The sequence below is a fragment of the Natronorubrum marinum genome, assembly GCF_052040125.1.
GTDB lineage: Archaea > Halobacteriota > Halobacteria > Halobacteriales > Natrialbaceae > Natronorubrum.
This window is the reverse complement of the sequence record NZ_JBPPFV010000001.1, coordinates 229,673-248,068: the sequence shown is the minus strand read 5'-3', so window position 1 is coordinate 248,068 and position 18,396 is coordinate 229,673. Positions and strand designations below refer to the sequence as shown.

The window sequence follows — 18,396 nt, the reverse complement described above, 5'->3', positions numbered from 1 at the left end:
CTCCAGTGGCCACGCTCAAAAAATCAGTTCTGATAGTTGCTTGGCAACTATTATCATAGATACCTGTGAACGAGGTGCAGTATGACCGGGGCCGAGGGCCACGATACGTCGGGACGGACGCACTCGAGTGCGAGACGAGGACGACGACTGAATCGCCGGACGCTGCTCAGAACGGCAGGGGGAACCGTTGCGGGCGTCTCCCTCGCGGGCTGTCTCAGCTCCTACGAGACTGTCGTCGGGAGCAGCACCGAGGAGGAGTCGGTGACGGTCGGAGTATTGGCACCGGATCCGGACAGCGACTACATCGGTCGGTCGATCGTCCGAGCCGCGGAGGTCGCCGTCGCCGAACTCAACGAGAACGGGGGTATCGACGGCCAGGACGTGGACATGGTCGTCGGCGATACGAACGGGAGTCCGCTCGAGGCCCGTCGCCAGTACCAGCGACTCGTCCTCGAGGAGGGGGCAGACGTGACGGTCGGCGTCTTCGCGAGCGAGGCGCTCATGAACATCATGGGCGATATCGCCGAGCAAGAGACGCTCCATCTCACCTCCGGCGCAGCGACGACGGCGGCCAGCAAACTCGTTCACGACGAGTACGACCGCTACAAGTACCACTTCCGCGTCGGGCCGAACAACGATTCGGATCTCGGACAGATGCAGATCGACTTCATCGACGACATGGGTCCGGACCTCGGCTGGGAGTCCGTCGCGCTGCTCGCCGAGGACTACCAGTGGACCGAAAAGCCCTGGGAGGTCTACCAGGAGCAACTCGCCGATACGGGCGTCGAGATCGCGATGGAAGAGCGGTACCCTCCGGCGACGAGCGACTTCTCGGATCTCTACGACGAGGCCGAGGCGGAAGGAGCCGACGCGGTCTTCATCACGACGGCCCACACCGGGACCGAGGCGCTTCTCGACTGGTCGTATCCGAACCGACCCGATCCCCAACCCCAGCCGCGACCGTTCGCGTTCGGCGGGATCCACGTCCCGATGCAGCTACCGGCGTACTACGACCTGGTCGGCGGTGCCTGTCGATACGGCGTCGGCCAGACGAGCGCGACGGCGACCAGTACGATCACCGACAAGACCCAGCCGTTCGTCACGGCCTATCAGGACGCCTTCGACGGTGCGAACCCCGTCTACACGGGATATCACACCTACGACGCCGTCATGCTGTTCGCCCACGCGGTCGAGGAATCGGGGACGCTCGACGCCGACGAACTGGTCTCGCAGATCGAGACGACCTCGTTTACCGGTGCGGCCGGCACCGCCGAGTTCCACGATCCGAGCCACGAGTTCGCACACGACCTCGTCTATCGGCGGGAGGATACCCTCTACTTCCAGTGGCAGGAAACCGACGACGGCGAGGGCGTCCAGGAAGTCGTCTGGCCCGAGGAGCAGGCCACCGCCGACTACGTGACGCCGCCGTGGCTCGAGTGATTTCGCGGCAGACTGCGACGCCGAACCGATTGCGACGCTGAATCGGCTGGTCTTCGACGGATTGCCGTCCATTTCGTGACGACGAACGCGAGCGACAGCCGAACCGGGGCGAACTGCAAGCTCAGCGACGCGAAACGGACTGTCGGTGCAGTCGGTGCGACGACACCGCGATGAGGACCCCGAGCGGGGACGGTCGTCGCGTTAGAACAGGTACCGTTCCTCGAGATCTTGTGGAAGAATGATCTCGATTTCACCCCTCGACTCGTACTCGTGGACCGTCTCGACCAGCGTTTCGAACGCCTCGAGATCCTCGCCCTCGAGACGGTGGTAGAACATCGACGTAATGCCTCTCATCTCGGCCGTCCGCTCGAGCGCCCGCTCGACGCGCTCGGCATCGGGTTCGCCGATTCGGGAGGCCAGCCGCGTGTTCGTGTTGTATCCCTGAACGGGCGGGCCGCCGGCGAAGCCGATCGCGTGGTAGTCGTCGACGAGTTCGATCGTCGTCGCGTCGTACTGGCCGAACGGGTAGGCGAAGTATTCGGCACCCTCCTCGTACCCCCGGTCGACGAGCCACTCCTTGCCCGCGCGGATCTCGGCTTCCTGCTCCGCCGCGCTGAGTTCCGGCAACTGCGGGTGGCTCATGGTGTGGTTCGCGACGCACCAGCCCGCGTCGTGGAGTTCCCGAAGTTCGTCGGTTGTCACCCGCGAATCCCCGCCGGCTTCGCCGCGTTCGACGTAGTTGGGGTTGATGAACGTTACCGCCGGATAGCCGTACTCCTCTAAGAGCGGCAGCGCCTTCGTGTAGTCCGTTTTGTGGGCGTCGTCGAACTGGATCATCACTTTCCCCGTCTCCGGACGGGGGGTGAAGTGGAGGTCGTCGAACCAGACCGTCCGCCTCTGTCCCTCACCCGTGCTTAGCTGGAGGTGGACCTCGTCGACGCTCGCCGCGTCGAACCCGTCGTCGACGTCGGTCACGCCGAAGTTGTACCGCTCGAGCGGCAGGTGGGGGGTGATCCCGCGTCGGTACTCGATCGAATTGCGGTCGCTGTCGACCAGTCGGAGCCACGGAACGACGAGGTCGTCCGACGCGACGGCGACGCCGGGAACGACGTCCGTCAACTCGCGCGATTCCGAGAACGTTTTCGCGAGTCTGGCACTCCCCGATGTCACCTCGAATCGAGCGCTCTGCGAGCCGACGAGCGCTCGATTCTCGTCGGCCGTTAGCGTGCCGCCAATGACGTCCCACCGGTCGAGGTCTTCGAAATCGTCGTCGGTTCCCGCGGCGTCGGGATAGGTTCGCGACCCGTTGCCGTTACCGCTCGAGGGCGATCCGTCGTCGCCGTTCTCCGAATTCGAGTTGGGAAACGTGGCGTCGGCACAGCCGGCGAGTCCAGCCGCTGCTGACGTTGCGACAGCGAGGTACGTTCGTCGGTCCATTGGCGAGAAACAGGACAGCGTCCGGTATTGTTACGTAGTCGTTACTGTCCCTCTCCGAAAAGAAATCAAAATCTAAACGCTTGTTCGGCGGCCGTTCCACTCGCCGAACGGTCGGCTGAATTGCGGTCTACAGATAAGCAAGGCGAGTGCCTCGGGGTCGTCCGGAAGACGCAGTCTTCCGTGACCGAGCGGAGCGAAGCTCCGCGATGTCCGCGAGACCTCCGGTCTCGCTTGATGACGAGACGCCGAAGGCGTCTCGAACCACTTGACCCCGAGGCGGTTCAGAGGTGTTGGACGGGACGGTTCATACGGACTGCTGTCGGTCGTTTACGGCGCAATCGTAGGACTGCCCGGGTTGTGCCAGGGAACTCGTTACAGCAGCCCGTATCAGTCCTCGAGGTCGTCGTCGCTGACCCCGACGGCCTTCGAGACGTCGGCGTCGTCGGGTTCCTCCTGTCCGCCGACGACGAGTTCGCCGTCTTCGGTTTCGACGTAGACGTCGTCCGCGAACCCGCCCTCCGCGTGGGGGTGTTCGGGCTCTTCAAGCCGTTCGGGCGTCGAGGGTGCCTCGGGGAGCCCCTCCAGCGGCGCGAACTGCCCAAGAGGGTCGTCGATCGTGATATCCCAGCGCTCGAAGAACTCCCCGTAGCGGTCGTAGTGGGCCTCGAGTTCGTCGACGGGAATCTCCATCATCTCGGTCCAGCCGTGGTTGTAGAAGTCGAAGTTGGCCTGGATGTGGGTGATTTCGCGGGCTTCGGCCTCCGAGTACTCCTCCTGAAGCGCCTTCAGATAGCTATCCATCGTCGCCTCGAAGAGGCCGTCGAGGTGGTCTTTGCGTTCGTCAGCACGCTCCGGGTCGGCCTTATCGAGAAAGATTTTGGTGTGCATGCGAACCAGCCCGGACGTTGCAACCGAGCGAATGACCGGCGTCTCGAGGGCTTTCCGAGAGGCGAAGTGTCGAACGTTTTGACGGAGTTTCATGTCGCCGACTACGGAGGGGCAGGTCAATAACGGTTTGGCTAACGACGTACCCGGCTTGGCGGTCGAGCGACGAGACCCGCTCGATTCGAAACTGTCAGAGATAACAGCAAACCTTGCAACATCCAGAATTGGAACGAAGGCGACGTGGCTTCGCTACCAATCGTTACAATATTCGGCCGATATATCACGATCGTTGTCTTCAGTCTGGCGGCTGGACGAAATAGACGAGATAGCAACCCACTTTAACCCGCATTACGAACGTTCCGGATATGACCCAGTACGTGATCATCGGTGACGGGATCTCTGGCAGTTCGGCTGCCGAGACCCTCCGGGAAGAAGACCCGGATGCGAAGATTACCGTCATCACCGATGAGGGGGAGCCACTGTACAATCGGATTCTCATCAAGGAACACGCGAAAGGAAAACTCCCCGAAGCCCCCATCTCGATCCACGAGGAAGAGTGGTACGAGGAACGCAACATCGACCTCTCGCTCGACACGCACGTGACGAGCGTCGACACCGACGAAAACGTCGTCCACACCCACGACAGCGGCGACATACCCTACGACAAGCTGCTGGTCGCGACCGGCGGGACGCCGACCCAGCTACCCGTCGACAACAGCGATGCAGACGGGATCCATCACTTTTGGACGTTCCAGGACGCACGCGGGATCCGCGAGAGCGCGGAAGCGGCCGACAACGCCGTCGTCGTCGGTGCCGGTCTCCTCGGCATCGACTTCGCCGCCGTCTGCGGTGCACAGGGTGTCGACGGCAAGTACCTGATGCGCGGCGACCGCTGGTGGCGCTATGCGCTTTCGAGTGAGGGCGCGGAAATCATGCACGAGGGCATGCGCGACGTCGGCGTCGAACCCGTCTTCGACAGCGGCGTTGATCACTTCGAAACCGACGACGACGGTACCGTGACCGCGGCCGTCGATCCGAACGGCGAGCGCTACGACTGCGATTTCGCCGGCGTCGCCATCGGACTGACCTTCAACACGGAGTTCCTCCGCGGAGCCGGTCTCGAGCAGGACAACGGCATCCTCGTCGACGAGTACATGCAGACCAACGTCGACGACATCTACGCGGCCGGCGACATCACGCGCTTCTACGACGTGTTGCTTGGCGAGCAAGCCCAGAACGGCTCGTGGGGCTCGGCCAAAGAACAGGGTCGCGTCGCCGCGGTGAACATGGCAGCCGACGCCGAGGAAGAGGAGTTCCAGTGGGTCTCCTCGTACTCGATCACCCACTTCGACTTCCCGTTTCTCTCCTTCGGCCACCCTACCCTCGGCGACGAGCACGCCGAGCGCAAGTACAGCGACACCGAGTGGCGTCGCGTCGCGTTCAAAGACGGCAAGATCGTCGGCGGCGTCCTCATCGGCGATCTCTCGCCACAGAGCAAGTTCAAACAGCTCATGCGCAACCAGCGCGTCGTCGCCGACCAGGCCGAGGTCCTCCTCGAGAAGCAGGTCGATCTCGACAACCTCGCGCCGGAACAGGAGCAGTAGTCTCGCTGCGAGCGGTCGATCACCGGCGTCGATTCGTCCCGTTCTATCCGCTTAGTCAGTCGTCGATACCGCCCGGAGGACCGGTAATACCCGCGTGTGAGCCGTAATTTCACCGATACGTCCGCAACGGTTAAGTAGAATACAGACATTTGGTAACAATGAACATGACCTCCAGTGACCTCCTCCGTCGATCGCTACACCTCGAGCGAGTCGAGTCGGTGACGGCGGAGACGACCGTCCGGTACGTCGATCAACTCGATACGGAGACGCTGGACTCGTTTTACGGCGCACTGACGCAGGGTCGATCGATTTCGGCGACGGACGCCGATCTCGAGCCGGGGGAGGTAATCGTCTTCACTGACTACTACCGAGTCACTCGCGCCTGATACGGACGGTGCAAAAAATTCGAATCGGCGACTCGTCGGTGAGCGAGCCGATCAGTCGTCCGCGGGCGTAGCGCCGCTGCTACCTTCGGCCTGGTCTTTCGTCCAGGAGAGCTTGCCGCCGGCGGCGAGGATTGCGCGTTCGCGTTCGGAGGCGTCGAGCGTCGCGGTGTACTCGTCGCCGTTGACGAGGACCGTGAACTCCTCCTGACCGCTGGTGACGGCGTCGTAAACGTCGTCGTCGATCTCGATCTCGTCGCCCTGATCGATCGCGTCGTAGGTGTCCTCGTCGATCGTCAGCGGGACGATCCCGAAGTTGAAGAGGTTCGCGCGGTGGATCCGGGCGAAGCTCTGTGCGAGGACGCCCTCGATTCCCAGATACATCGGACAGAGGGCGGCGTGCTCGCGCGAGGAGCCCTGGCCGTAGTTCTCGCCGGCGACGAGGAAGCCGCCGTCGGCGTCCAGCGCGCGCTGTGCGAAGGTGTCGTCGACGCGCGAGAGGGTGAACTCGCTCAGTTTGGGGACGTTCGACCGGTACATCAGGATGTCCTGGGTTGCAGGGATGATGTGGTCGGTCGTGATGTTGTCCTCCATCTTGAGCAGCGCTTCGCCCTTGATTTCGGAGCCGAGTTGGTCTTTCAGCGGGACATCGCCGATGTTCGGACCCTTGATGAGTTCGTCGTCGACGGCCTCGTCGGGGGCGATGAGGTCCGTCTTGGAGCCGTTGTACTCGTCGGGGAGTTCGACGCCGGGCGCCTCGAGGTCGCCGAGTTCGTCGGCGAGGTTTCGCGGATCGATGATTTCGCCCTTGAGCGCGGCTGCGGCCGCGACCTCCGGCGAACAGAGGTAAACGTTGTCGTCTTCGATGCCGGAGCGACCCTCGAAGTTGCGGTTGAAGGTTCGCAGCGAGACGGAGTCCGAAGCCGGAACGTGACCGATGCCGATACACGCTCCACAGGTGGCCTCGGAGAAGTTGACGCCGGCGGCCATCATCTCCGCGACCCAGCCCTCGCGGGCGAGCATCTCGGAGGCTTGCTTGGAGCCGGGTGCGACGATCGTCTCGGTCTCCATCGAGGTCTCGCGACCCTCGAGCATCTTGGCGACGGGGAGGATGTCCTCGTAGCCACCGTTCGTACAGGAGCCGACGATGACCTGCTCGACGGATTCGCCTTCGACTTCGCTGACGGGGACGACCTTGTCCGGCATCGAGGGCTGGGCGATCAGCGGCTCGAGGTCGGAGAGGTCGACGACGATTTCGTCGTCGTACTCGGCGTCGTCGTCGGGCTGAAGCTCGACGTACTCGTCGCCGCGACCGACGCGCTCGAGGTAATCCTCGGTCTGGTGGTCGGTCGGGAAGATCGACGTCGTTGCGCCGAGTTCCGTTCCCATGTTGGTGATCGTCATCCGCTCGGGGGCGGTGAGCGACTCGACGCCGGGGCCGGTGTACTCGAGGATCTTGCCGACGCCGCCTTTGACGCTCAGGCGTCGCAGGAGCTCCAAGATGACGTCCTTCGCGGTGGCCCACTCGGGGAGTTCGCCCTCGAGACGGACGCTGACGATCTCGGGCATCTCGATGTAGTACGGTGCGCCGCCCATGGCGACGGTGACGTCGATGCCACCGGAGCCGATGGCGAGTTCGCCGATTCCGCCGGGGGTCGGGGTGTGGCTGTCGGACCCAAGCAGCGTCTTACCGGGGGCGGCGAAGTTCTCGCGGTGAACGTTGTGACAGATACCGTTGCCGGGGCGAGAGAAATGAGCGCCGTATGTGCCGGCCGCAGAGCGGAGGAAACGGTGATCATCGGTGTTCTTAAAGTCGAACTGGTAGGTCTGGTGGTCGCAGTACTGGGCTGCGATCTCGGTCTGTACTTCGTCCAGTCCCATCGCTTCGAACTGGAGCCAGACCATCGTTCCGGTCGTGTCCTGCGTAAGTACCTGGTCGATCTCGATCCCGATCTCCTCGCCGGTCTCGAGTTCGCCCTCGACGAGGTGGTCGTCGAGAATCTTCTCGGTGAGAGTTTGTCCCATAGCACCCAGAACTCGGCTTTCCGTCGTGATAAATCCAGCGTGTTTTGGCGAGGCGTCGTCCGTTTTCGGGCCACGAAACAGCTACTCTTCGAGTAAATATTCCCACGCGGGTGGACGTTCGTCCGGCGGATTCCCTTTCGAGGACACTAACGTTCCAGTATCGACGATTTTCGCCGGTGCTGGGATGTTGCTCGAATCCGCGTTCGATCGGCTCGAGTACCGTCGCGTTCGATCGAGCGTCCACGACCGACTCGAGCGCAGCCCCACCTCGGTTGCACAACCCGCCGGGTGTATCCCGTCCCCCGATCACGAACGGATACGCTTTTCTCGGTTCCGTGGCGTTGTCACCACATGTTCCGCTCCGGCGCGTTCGTCGCCGACCACATCTCGCCGACGTCCGACGATCAGATCCAGCCGAACGGCGTCGACCTGACGCTCGATGTCGTCTTCGAACAGCTCGAACCGGGTCGCATCGGCCGAGAGGGAAAACAGGTCGGCGATCGGGTCGCCCGTCCGCTCGAGGAACTCGAGAAGAAAGATCCCGACACGTACTATCTACCGGAGGGTGCCTACGTCGCCCGCTACGGCGAGCGAATCGCGATCCCCGAGGGTCACATCGGCTTCGTCTATCCTCGCTCGTCGCTGATGCGTAACTCGTGTATGCTGAACACGGCCGTCTGGGACGCCGGCTACGAGGGCCGCGGCGAGGGCCTGTTGCAGGTCCACCACGACGTCGAGATCGAACGCGGCGCTCGGATCGCCCAACTCGTCTTCGCCGAGGCGAACCACGAGGACGTCTACGACGGCAGCTATCAGGGCGAGAACCTCGAGTGAACCGCCTCGGCCTGCTTTTTTGTAGATCGGATGAACCACCGGTTCGCGTATCCTTTTGACCGTTCCAGACGGAGGGATCGATAGCAATGATGGCGACCACGCACGTGTTCGCGGGACTCGCCGTCGTCGCCCCCATCGCGGCCGTCGTTCCCGAGTTTGCGCTCCCGCTGGCCATCGGAGCGATCCTCGGCGGACTCGCGCCCGACTTCGATCTCGTCTTCGCCCACCGACGAACGCTGCACTTTCCCGTCGCCGGCGTCGCACTCGCCGGTCCGGCAGTCATCGCCGCTGTGGTCGTTCCCTCGAGCGCCACGGCAGCCCTCGCGGCGTTCGCCGTCGCCGCCTGGCTCCACGCCGCCAGCGACGCGCTCGGCGGCGGCCCGGAGATGGATCCGTGGAACGATCGGAGCGAACGCGCCGTCTACGATCACGTCCGAAGCCGCTGGATCCGACCGCGGCGCTGGATTCGCTACGACGGCGCGCCGGAAGACGCCGCCCTTGCCGTCGCGCTCGCGGTCCCCGCGTTGCTCGTCTTCGACGGCTGGACCAGGGCAGTCGTGGTCGGCGGTATTGCCCTCTCGCTGGCCTACGCGTTGCTCCGGCGTCAACTGGTCGCGTGGGTGCCCGACTGGCTCGAGTGACCGATTGCAGAATCGAGGACGCGAGCAGCGACGCGAGTCGGAACGCTGATACTGCCGCTTCTCCAGCAACTCCGTATGGTTGATACGTTCCTCGCCCAGACAGTCCACCTCGTCTTCGCCGCGCTCTGGGCCGGCAGCGTCTGTTTCGTCGCGCTGGTCGTCCTCCCGCTCGCACGGGACGGGGCGTTCAACACGACGAAACCCCTCGAAGTTATCTCGGGCAAGCTCACGACCATCACGCGGGTAAGCGCGCTCCTGCTGCTGCTCTCGGGCGGCCACCTCGCGGGAACGCGGTACACGTCTGAGCGGCTCTTCGAGACGACGAACGGCCAGCTCGTCCTCCTCATGGTCGTCCTCTGGGCCGTCCTCGCCGCGCTCGTCGAAATCGGGGCGAAACGGCTCGAGGCGGGACTCAACGGGAAGAAACTGCGCGAACCGGCGAACAAGGCGCTCCCGATGTACCGCGCGGCGGCGGTCGTCTCCATCGCGTTGCTCGTGGTCGGCGGCATGATCTCGACGAACGTCGTCCGACTACTCTGACGACTCGGGACCCGCTCGCGGCGGTAACGGGCTCTCGTGGGCGTTCGGCGTGTGATACGCACCCTCGGTTCACGTCCGTCCGCGAACTGGTCGAATATCGTCGGGAAACTGGCGACAGAATCGTTTTTCGACCGGAAACGTCTTAGGAACAAATATTCTTGCGAAAGATACTTAGTTGGTTACTGTAACGTACTCCCATGATGATCAGGGGCAAAGAACTGGCGCTGTCGGTGCTCGCGGTCGGAACCGCTGCGGTCGCCGGATACGTGCTACACTCGGGCCAGCGGACCGACTGCCCGTCGCGGTCGAAAGCCGACCTCGGCGCACGAGTCATTGCCCACGAGGAGATCCCTCGCGGGGCCACCGTCGTCGATATCAGTTCCCAGCGGCTGGGCGACATCCCCGGCGCGCGCCGCGCCATCGACCGCGCGGTTCGCAACGACGCACAGGAGGAGTGGGAACACCTCACGATCGATCACGAGGGCGCCTGGTCCGTCGTCGACGCCGTTCGGGGCTCCCTGCCGTATCACGACGGGAACGGCTGCGAGTACAACGGCGTCTACGTCCGGTACGACGACCGCATCGTCGTCCTCGACGCGATCGGCTGGGCGCGCCTCGAAGAACCGCTCCACTAGCCGGCGCTGATAGCCGATCGAACGGGTTCCTCGCTCGCCCGTCGCCGAATCGTTGATTTTCGAGGTGCCCCGATCCTGCACAGTGGGCGCTGCTCGACCAGCGCGTGTCGATCGAGCGGACAGCCAGCGCGCACCGACCGAGTGGATCGGCCAACGCGACTCGAGCGTGGACCCGGCTGAACTCGAGCGTAGATCAGACCGGACTCGAACGCCGAGTGGCGTATCGCGAATCACAACCACTACCTCACACCCCCGCCGAGTGGACCGCATGCAACTGGGCGTAATCGGACTCGGACGGATGGGACAGATCGTCGTCGATCGGACGCTCGAGGCGGGCCACAACGTCGTTGCCTTCGACCTCGAGCCGGAAGCCGTGGCCACGGCCGCGGACGCGGGCGCCGAACCGGCCGACTCGGTGGCGGATCTCGTCGACCGACTCGGCGAAGGGAAACGCATCTGGCTGATGGTCCCCGCAGGCGGGGCTGTCGACGCGACGCTCGAGGAACTCGAGGGACATCTCGACTCGGACGACGTCGTCGTCGACGGCGGGAACTCCTACTTCGAGGACTCCGTCCGACGGGCCGAAAGCTGTGCAGCCGCGTACCTCGACTGCGGGACCTCCGGCGGTCCCGCGGGCGCACACCTCGGCTTCTCGCTGATGGTCGGCGGCCCCGAGTGGGCCTACGACGAACTGACGCCCGTCTTCGACGCCGTCGCGACGGGGCCCGACGGCCACGAGCGCATGGGACCCGCGGGTTCGGGTCACTACGTGAAGATGGTCCACAACGGCGTCGAGTACGCGCTGATGCAGACCTACGGCGAGGGCTTCGAGCTGCTCCACGAGGGCCGATACGACCTCGACCTGGAGAACGTGGCATCGGTCTGGAACAACGGCGCGGTGATCCGCTCGTGGCTGCTCGAACTCTGCGAGGAGGCGTTCCGCGAGGAGGGCTCCGATCTGGGCGACGTCGCGGACCGCATCGAGGGCGGCTCGACGGGGACGTGGACCGTCCAGGAAGGACTCGAGCAGGAGGTTCCCCTGCCGCTCATCTACACCGCGTTGTCCGAGCGGTTCGGCTCGCGGGCCGACGACGGCCGCTTCTCACGACGGCTGGCGAACCGCCTCCGATACGGCTTCGGTCGACACGAAGTGCAGCGACGGGAGTAGCGTCGTCGCGATTCCCGGATCGGGCGTGAGAGCTTCGGACGGCGGAAGAAAACCGACCAAATCGGAACCAAACGTGACATTGCAGGGGGTCGAACTGTGATTTTGCCTGTCCGACTCGGGCCGAAATATTGGGTCATTTTCTTTACTCCCGGTCTCGAGACCATGAGTTATGAACGCTTACAACTCGACGACGGTGTCAGCTACCGACGACCAGCAGCCGAGTATGGCCGTCGTCGACCTCGTCAGCGAGGTAACCGGCACCGACGTACTCGAGCTTGACCCTCTTTATAACGCGATCGATCCCGACGTTCTCGACACGCTCTGTACGTCCAGTTCCGGCTTTACGAGTCTTGAATTTCAGTACGCGAGTCACACCGTCGTGGTCGAGCAGGTCGAGCACGGGTTGAAAATTTCGCTCGAGCCGGTGACGATCGGCGCGGCGGGATCGTCGGGCGTTGCGGATAGCGGGCCGTCGGCGTAGGCCGGTTTTTAGCGCAACAGTGCTACTGCTCGCGGTTTCGACCGCATCTGGCCCTAGTCACAGATCTCTTCTTCGTACTCCCGCTCGAGCGTTAGCACGATATCCCACTGTCCCGACGTCAACACCGCCTCGTTCTCGAGCGTGATGTAGTACCGGTCGTCGGCATCGATACTGAGCGTCCGTCGAATGTTGCTGCTGGGGCCGATATCTGCGATCACGGTTCCGGCTGAGTCCTCCACCTCGAGTGCAGGGCGTGCACCATCGACTTCGGTAACGTCGATGGTCAGTTGGTCCCCACGCTCCAAGTCGGGATTCCACGTGAGCGTCCCACCGGCACTGACGGACTGCATCTCGTCATATATCGTTTCTTCCCTCGTTTCGGTAACGGTTCTACAATCCGAACCACCGCCGGACGATGCGGTCGCGGTCGTCGAATCATCCCCCTCATCCGCGCAACCGGCGAGCGCAACGATGGCGCTAGCACAACAGCCTCGAATAACAGTACGTCGTGTAACCATACACCCTACTGGTAGGGTATCGTGAAAAGACACCCGATTGAAATTATTACTGATGGTGCTATTATACAAAAACGGATCACGTGGTATTGGTCCCCCTGAGCCGAGAAATCGCGCTTCGGACCGGAAAACGATTTCACTCGTGGCTCACTCTCTGCCACTCAATTTATACCACCCGTTTCGCAATAGTACCGTTGTTAGATCTTACAGATGGGGGAGGAGAAACTCACTATCGCAGTTCGATTCTTCGGCGGCGCGGGGAACTACACGGCTGTTCTCGAGCGGTGTTTCACGTACGTTCTCACCGAAAACCCGGACGAGGCTGCACTCTTCGAGTGGGTGAAATCGAACACGCGAGCGACGAGCGACGACGGCATTCGCGATCGGTTCCGCTTTCTCGAGTCGATCCGGCTACTCACAGTCGACGAGGAGCGAGTGGCGTTGACCGAACGCGGAATCCAGTGGATAGCTGATACTGAGCCGAAGGTGCTGTTCGACGCGCTCGCCGAGAACGTCCGCGGCTTCGAAACCGCGCTCGAGGCGTTGCTCGACGGCCCGAAGACTGACGCTGAACTGGGCGCGGCTATCGCGGACGACCATCCCGAGATCGGCTGGAGCGACCCCTCGGGACCCGCCCAGCACCGAGGCTGGCTGCAGAGTCTCGGCTACGTCGAGCGGTCTGATGGGATGAACTCCCTGACGGACAGCGGCCGAGACCTGGCTCGGCGACTCGCATCCGACGGTCCAACCCTCGAGCGCGGAGAGTCCTACACACAACAGGAACTCGAGTCGGCGTTCGACACCAGCTTCGGCTCGTACGTTAAGGGAATCAGTCCGCGAACGGACGACGACGGAGCGCTGTCGTACATTATCGTCAAGGCTCGAGAGGACGGCCCGTACGGCGACGATCTCGGGGGAGAACGCTTCACCTATATCGGCGAGGGTGTCCCCTCGAAAGGCGATCAGTCGCCGACCGGAGCGAACAAGGCGCTGCTCGGACAGGCCGAGGGATCGACCGTCCCGGTGTATTTCTTCTACCAGCCCGCAGACAGCAGCGAACTCCGCTACGAGGGACTGGTAGCTATCGTCGATGCCCGATACGTCTTCGACGACGATCAGGAGCGAATGGTCTACCAGTTCACGATGGAGCGGCTGGCGTTCGACCATCCAGTGGAGTTCGAGACCGTCGCGGCGTCGGTCACCGACGGCGGCCGCGCGAGTGGGGTGCAGACAGCGAGTGGAGACGACTCGGAGCCGGCGCTGACCGACGACGACGCCGAGTTCACCGAAACCCAACGACGCGTGCGGTCGAGTGCGTTCGCGAGTCGAGTCAAATCGGCCTACGACTCTCGCTGTGCGATCTGCGGAACGTCTCGGGAGTCTCCCGCCGGAACCGTCGACATCGAGGCGGCACACATCTATCCGAAACGGGACGACGGCCGCGATATCGTTCAAAACGGGCTCGCGCTCTGTCGACTGCACCACTGGGCCTTCGACGCCGGCTGGCTCTCCGTGTCGGACGAGTACCGGATTCTCGTGGCGGATCGACCGGGCCTCGAAGGCTACGAGGAGTTTTCGCGCCTCGAGGGAGAGACGATCACGGTGCCGAATACCGAGGACGAACGACCGCACGCGAAATTCCTGGCGGCACACCGCGAGCGATACGGGTTCGAATCGATCGAAGAGTCCTCATAGCAGCGGGTGGTCGAATCAAACCGGCTCTCGAAGCGCCCAGACGTCTTCCCTCGGCTCGAGCCGATGCGGCTCCCGCCCGCGCTCGGTCAGAATCCCGGTGTGGTACAGCATCGCTTTTAGCTGGAACACGGTCGGCGAGTGGTAGACGTGTCCGTCCGCGAGCGCCTCGCGCCGTAGGTCTCCGTCTTCGGTCAACACCCGCCGCCGAACGTCGTCGGTACCGCGAACGAACAGCTCCACCGTAAGGGTCGGATGGACCGCGTGCAGGTGTTCGACGAGATCCACGAGCGACGGCTCCGGCTGCCAGTCGTCGTGCATGACCTGCAACTCGGTGACGAGTAGCTCCGTCGCGGGATACTCGAACACCACCCGACGGGCCAGCTGACCCCACTCGGGTGCGAGGTCGACGAACCGTTTTCGCGATCGGTACCAGTCCTCGAATTCCTCGAGTGCGCTCTCGACGGATCCACGGCGGGCGTTCGCGAACCGGACGACCTCCTGGCCGAGCGACGTAAGTTCGATCCCGCGCGGACCGTCTTCGATCAGTCCGAGAAACGCGGCTCCCTGTCTGGCGCTCTCGACGGCGCTGACGACTTCGTACTCCGAGAGCAACGCGTCGGTGTCGCCGTCCGCGTAGTGGGCCAGCGGATAGCCGAGGTAGTTCTTCGGGTGGTTCAGGCCGAACGATTTGTTCGCGACGCCCTGCGCGCCGGCCTGAAACCGCAGCGCCGTCGCCTCGCTCGAGGTCCGATTCCCGACGACTCGCGGGACTTCGAGCGCGTCCACGCCACCCGTCGCATCCACGCCCAGCACGCCGACGTTCAGCTCCCGCGCGAGCGTCCGATCGGTCGCCGTGATCGCGGCCGCCGGCGCGGCGAGGTACGCCGCGTTGGCCTCGTGGAGCCGATCGTAGGCCTGGACGATTCCGAGCTGGGTATCGACGCCGCCGCTCGTCTCCCCCTTCGCTTCGATGGCGATCAGCGGCGGCTCGTCGCCCACTCGTTCGACCGCGAGGAGGTCCGACTCGAGCGCACGCACACCGACCAGATCGGGATAGCCGCCGCCGATCCGGACGTGATTGAACGGCGCGAGACACTCCCGAACAGCGGGGGTAACGGGCCGTCCGGGGAGCCACTCGTCTTTCGAGAACTGCGTGTCGGCCACGACGTAGGACTGCCCGCCGTCTTCGTCCGCCGGAAAGAGCCGTTGCTTGGTGTGGGCCAGCACCTGCGGTTCGGACAGCGGCCGCGCCGCACTACTCATGCATCTCGATTAGTCACGGACACCAATAATGTTCTGGCGAGACGATTGGTCGCCGTCCACGCTGTTGGTGTCGACCCCGCTCGAGTATCTCGGTCTCGGGAACGCGCTCTCGGCGCGAGCGAATGCGGGCCAAACGTTACTGTCTCGAGGACGTACGTCGACCCATGATCGAGCCGACCCTCGTCTACGACGACGATTGCGGCTTCTGTACGTGGTGGGCCGACTACTTCGACGACCGAACCGAGATCAGGATCGTCGGTTTCAGCGACCTGTCGGACCATCCGGACCTGCGGGAACGGCTCCCGGAGCGCTACGAGGAGTGTTCGCACCTCCTGACCGACGAGCGCACGTACTCCTGTGGCGCGTCGATCGAGGAGGCGTTGCGCCGATACGACGAGAACGGTCCCGTCGGCAACGCGATCGGCTTCCTCCGGAATTTCGAGGACTACGGCCAGATTCGCGAGTGGGGCTACCGGCAGGTGGCGGACAACCGCGACAAGTGGGGTCAGGTGCTGTCGAAGACGCCGCCGGCGCGCCGGAAGACCGACGGCGATCGCTGAGTTCGAACCGGCCGGTACCGACGCTCTTCGGAGATCCGATCCGCCAGCGATTACAGCCCCGGTCTGCGCATCTATAGCACCTCGAGCGAGCTACTCACGTTACGCGAATGAGCCGCTCATACTACGCGAGCGCCGCGCGCACGTTACTCGAGTCCCTCGTACTCGTTCAACCACGACCGGACGACGCCCTGTAGTGCGCCGGTGGTACTCCCCAAATTCAGCATTTGATACCCGGACGCTGCCTTCTCGTTGACGTCGTCCATCCCGAAGCCGAGGCCGCCGAGAGGGACGTCGGCCTCGAGTGCCGCTTCCCGAATCTCCTCAATCTGTTCCTCGACCGCCTCGTGGGTCGGCTCCCCAGGATGGCCCAGCGACACCGCGAGGTCGAGCGGGCCGGCGAAGACGAACCCGAGTTCCGGAACCGCCAGAATATCCTCGATGTTCGCCACCGCAGTGGGGTTCTCGATCGTCACGCCGACGACGACCTCGTCGTCCTCGGTGCCGGCGTAGTCGTCGGTCGTCCCCCACCGACTCGCGCGGGGGCTCGCGAACCCTCGTTTGCCGGGATCGCCGTCGTACTCGAATCGGGACGCTTCCACCGCTCGACGGACTTCTTCGGCCGTTTCGATCCGTGAGACGAACAGAGTTCGGACGCCGGCGTCCAGCACCTTCCGAATCATCCCCGGATCGGGTTCGGGCAATCGAACGAGCAGTTCCGTGCCCGTCACGGTCGCCGCGCGGAGCAGGTCCTCGAGTCGGTCGCCGTCGAACGGGCTCGGCCCCGCGTGCTCGAGGTCGATCCAGACGAAGTCGAGCCCGAGTTCGCCGTAGAACTCGACGAGGGTGGGACTGTAGGTGTTTTCGAGGATGCCGAGCGCGACGGCGTCGTCCTCGAGCGTCCGTCGGAGCAAGTTGGTGCGTGGTGACGTCGCCATAGGCGGGTGACACCAGCGAGCGGGATAATGCTTCGTGGAAGGACCAGTCGTATCGCTCCAAAAACGGTTTTGTGCCAACACGTCGAACGGCACCCATGAACCGCGTCGAGATCGGCGATCTAAAGCCGAAACCGTACGACGAGGAGTTACACGCGGATCGACGCCCCCTATCCGAACCCCTCGGAACCGACCACGTCGCGATCACGCGCTACGTCCTCGAGTCCGGCGAGCGCTTCAGCGGCTCCGTCCACGCCCACTTCGATCAGGAGGAGGTGTTCGTCGTTCTCGAGGGCGAAGCGACGTTCGAGGTGCCCTCGGACGGCCCCGGCAGCGACTCCGCGGAAATCACCGTCGCCGAAAACGAGGTCATCCGCTTTGCGCCCGGCGAGTTCCAGTCCGGCCGAAACGACGGCGAGGAGCAAGTCGTAGCCCTCGCACTCGGCGCGCCGCGGAACACCGAGGATATTCGTATCGCTCGGATTCCCGTCCTTGAGGACAGGGACGTGAGCTGTCCCGACTGCGAGGCGGGTCACATGCGAATCTCGAGCGACGAGGATGTCGAGTTCGAGTGCCCGGACTGTGCGGCGACGCTGTCTCTCAAGTGAGCGAAAATTTAGCACCGCGATATGACTGACCGAGTCACTTCCAGATCGTCTCGACTCCAGCGTCCTGGATGGTTCTGTCGGACGTGATCACGGCGTCGGTTTCTCGAGCGGAATGACTCGCGACGACCAGTGCGTCGTGAATACTGAACGCATCGACGACCGACGCATATTCCACGAGTTCGTCATCGTCGATTGGAGCAAGAGCTATCGGACCGTTCGCGACGAGCGCCTGCCGAGCATCCTCGGGCGTCCCCGTCAACTGCACTCCACGAACGTCTTTATCCCGGGAAACCGCGTAAAACACTTCGGCGAGCGCCGTACTCGGCGCTTGAATAACGGCTTCGCCGGCCTCTGCTTGTGCGAACACGCGATCAGCACGCTCCGGAAGTCCGTCGACCAGATACACGAGCAACGCGACCGCATCGGCCGTGTACGTCGGCGTCGTCACGTCAAGTCTCCTCATAGTTTCGATCGCGCCGGTCACGAACGCGCTGTGTGAGTTCCTCACCGATCGCTTCGCGCTTCTCCTTCGGCGTCTCGTCCGGTACGAGCAGGCCTCGAGCATCGGTTCGCGTACGCTTTTTCACGACGATCCCGTCGTCGGTATCGACCCAGACGACCTCGTCACCGGGGTCGAGGTCGTATTTTTCACGAAGTTCCTTCGGGATGGTCGCCTGTCCCTTCTCCGTCACTCGCGTACTCTTGCTCATATCCAGTAATACGTCCCGTAATACCAAAGTGTTGGGGACG

At 63.6% G+C, this 18,396-nt stretch carries 20 protein-coding genes; 12 read left to right on the top strand and 8 right to left on the bottom strand.

What is annotated here, in order from left to right; all coding sequences use genetic code 11:
- Nucleotides 1-81: 81 nt before the first annotated feature.
- Nucleotides 82-1,440: an ABC transporter substrate-binding protein gene (locus ACSFC5_RS01325; protein ID WP_440763468.1), complete on the top strand. Its 1,359-nt coding sequence runs from the start codon at nucleotides 82-84 to the stop codon at nucleotides 1,438-1,440.
- A 201-nt stretch (nucleotides 1,441-1,641) separates the two neighbouring features.
- Here the strand turns inward: ACSFC5_RS01325 and ACSFC5_RS01320 are convergent, their stop codons facing one another.
- Both ACSFC5_RS01320 and ACSFC5_RS01315 read right to left on the bottom strand, forming a co-directional pair.
- A complete protein-coding gene (locus ACSFC5_RS01320) occupies nucleotides 1,642-2,877 on the bottom strand; it encodes a polysaccharide deacetylase family protein (protein ID WP_440763467.1) in 1,236 nt (411 codons plus the stop codon).
- 387 nt (nucleotides 2,878-3,264) lie between these two features.
- Nucleotides 3,265-3,858 (bottom strand): DUF6149 family protein, encoded by a 594-nt coding sequence (locus ACSFC5_RS01315; protein WP_440763466.1) that lies wholly within the window; start codon nucleotides 3,856-3,858, stop codon nucleotides 3,265-3,267.
- Between the two features lie 269 nt (nucleotides 3,859-4,127).
- Between ACSFC5_RS01315 and ACSFC5_RS01310 the strand changes: the two genes are divergently transcribed.
- Together ACSFC5_RS01310 and ACSFC5_RS01305 are read left to right on the top strand one after the other, a co-directional pair.
- Nucleotides 4,128-5,366: an NAD(P)/FAD-dependent oxidoreductase gene (locus ACSFC5_RS01310; protein ID WP_440763465.1), complete on the top strand. Its 1,239-nt coding sequence runs from the start codon at nucleotides 4,128-4,130 to the stop codon at nucleotides 5,364-5,366.
- A gap of 158 nt (nucleotides 5,367-5,524) precedes the next feature.
- Nucleotides 5,525-5,752 (top strand): hypothetical protein, encoded by a 228-nt coding sequence (locus tag ACSFC5_RS01305; RefSeq protein WP_440763464.1) that lies wholly within the window; start codon nucleotides 5,525-5,527, stop codon nucleotides 5,750-5,752.
- 51 nt (nucleotides 5,753-5,803) lie between these two features.
- Here ACSFC5_RS01305 and ACSFC5_RS01300 read toward each other — a convergent pair whose 3' ends face one another.
- Nucleotides 5,804-7,774, bottom strand: coding sequence for an aconitate hydratase (locus ACSFC5_RS01300; RefSeq protein ID WP_440763463.1), 1,971 nt, complete (start codon nucleotides 7,772-7,774; stop codon nucleotides 5,804-5,806).
- A gap of 351 nt (nucleotides 7,775-8,125) precedes the next feature.
- Between ACSFC5_RS01300 and ACSFC5_RS01295 the strand changes: the two genes are divergently transcribed.
- From ACSFC5_RS01295 to ACSFC5_RS01270, 6 genes are all read left to right on the top strand, one after another.
- A complete protein-coding gene (locus ACSFC5_RS01295) occupies nucleotides 8,126-8,608 on the top strand; it encodes a deoxyuridine 5'-triphosphate nucleotidohydrolase (RefSeq protein WP_440763462.1) in 483 nt (160 codons plus the stop codon).
- 86 nt (nucleotides 8,609-8,694) lie between these two features.
- Nucleotides 8,695-9,249 (top strand): metal-dependent hydrolase, encoded by a 555-nt coding sequence (locus tag ACSFC5_RS01290; protein WP_440763461.1) that lies wholly within the window; start codon nucleotides 8,695-8,697, stop codon nucleotides 9,247-9,249.
- Between the two features lie 75 nt (nucleotides 9,250-9,324).
- A complete protein-coding gene (locus ACSFC5_RS01285; RefSeq protein ID WP_440763460.1) occupies nucleotides 9,325-9,789 on the top strand; it encodes a CopD family protein in 465 nt (154 codons plus the stop codon).
- Nucleotides 9,790-9,986: 197 nt separating this feature from the next.
- Nucleotides 9,987-10,424, top strand: a complete 438-nt coding sequence (locus ACSFC5_RS01280; protein ID WP_440763459.1) for a hypothetical protein — start codon at nucleotides 9,987-9,989, stop codon at nucleotides 10,422-10,424.
- A gap of 268 nt (nucleotides 10,425-10,692) precedes the next feature.
- Nucleotides 10,693-11,592 (top strand): phosphogluconate dehydrogenase (NAD(+)-dependent, decarboxylating), encoded by a 900-nt coding sequence (gnd, locus tag ACSFC5_RS01275; protein WP_440763458.1) that lies wholly within the window; start codon nucleotides 10,693-10,695, stop codon nucleotides 11,590-11,592.
- 169 nt (nucleotides 11,593-11,761) lie between these two features.
- Nucleotides 11,762-12,073: a HalOD1 output domain-containing protein gene (locus ACSFC5_RS01270; RefSeq protein ID WP_440763457.1), complete on the top strand. Its 312-nt coding sequence runs from the start codon at nucleotides 11,762-11,764 to the stop codon at nucleotides 12,071-12,073.
- Nucleotides 12,074-12,126: 53 nt separating this feature from the next.
- On the opposite strand, the gene ACSFC5_RS01265 is transcribed toward ACSFC5_RS01270, so the two are convergent.
- Complete coding sequence (locus ACSFC5_RS01265; RefSeq protein ID WP_440763456.1) at nucleotides 12,127-12,423, bottom strand: hypothetical protein; 297 nt, start codon at nucleotides 12,421-12,423, stop codon at nucleotides 12,127-12,129.
- 375 nt (nucleotides 12,424-12,798) lie between these two features.
- On the opposite strand from ACSFC5_RS01265, the gene ACSFC5_RS01260 reads away from it, so the two are divergent.
- Entirely contained in the window at nucleotides 12,799-14,283 is a 1,485-nt protein-coding gene (locus ACSFC5_RS01260) for an HNH endonuclease (RefSeq protein WP_440763455.1), read from the top strand.
- Nucleotides 14,284-14,298: 15 nt separating this feature from the next.
- Here the strand turns inward: ACSFC5_RS01260 and ACSFC5_RS01255 are convergent, their stop codons facing one another.
- A complete protein-coding gene (locus tag ACSFC5_RS01255; protein WP_440763454.1) occupies nucleotides 14,299-15,546 on the bottom strand; it encodes a hypothetical protein in 1,248 nt (415 codons plus the stop codon).
- A gap of 164 nt (nucleotides 15,547-15,710) precedes the next feature.
- On the opposite strand from ACSFC5_RS01255, the gene ACSFC5_RS01250 reads away from it, so the two are divergent.
- Nucleotides 15,711-16,106, top strand: coding sequence for a DCC1-like thiol-disulfide oxidoreductase family protein (locus ACSFC5_RS01250; protein ID WP_440763453.1), 396 nt, complete (start codon nucleotides 15,711-15,713; stop codon nucleotides 16,104-16,106).
- A 143-nt stretch (nucleotides 16,107-16,249) separates the two neighbouring features.
- Here ACSFC5_RS01250 and ACSFC5_RS01245 read toward each other — a convergent pair whose 3' ends face one another.
- Nucleotides 16,250-17,041, bottom strand: a complete 792-nt coding sequence (locus tag ACSFC5_RS01245; protein ID WP_440763452.1) for an HpcH/HpaI aldolase family protein — start codon at nucleotides 17,039-17,041, stop codon at nucleotides 16,250-16,252.
- A 95-nt stretch (nucleotides 17,042-17,136) separates the two neighbouring features.
- On the opposite strand from ACSFC5_RS01245, the gene ACSFC5_RS01240 reads away from it, so the two are divergent.
- A complete protein-coding gene (locus ACSFC5_RS01240; protein WP_440763451.1) occupies nucleotides 17,137-17,646 on the top strand; it encodes a cupin domain-containing protein in 510 nt (169 codons plus the stop codon).
- 34 nt (nucleotides 17,647-17,680) lie between these two features.
- Here the strand turns inward: ACSFC5_RS01240 and ACSFC5_RS01235 are convergent, their stop codons facing one another.
- Both ACSFC5_RS01235 and ACSFC5_RS01230 read right to left on the bottom strand, forming a co-directional pair.
- Entirely contained in the window at nucleotides 17,681-18,094 is a 414-nt protein-coding gene (locus ACSFC5_RS01235) for a hypothetical protein (protein ID WP_440763450.1), read from the bottom strand.
- Nucleotide 18,095: 1 nt separating this feature from the next.
- On the bottom strand, nucleotides 18,096-18,356 hold the full coding sequence (locus tag ACSFC5_RS01230; RefSeq protein ID WP_440763449.1) for an AbrB/MazE/SpoVT family DNA-binding domain-containing protein: 261 nt from the start codon (nucleotides 18,354-18,356) through the stop codon (nucleotides 18,096-18,098).
- Nucleotides 18,357-18,396: the final 40 nt, after the last annotated feature.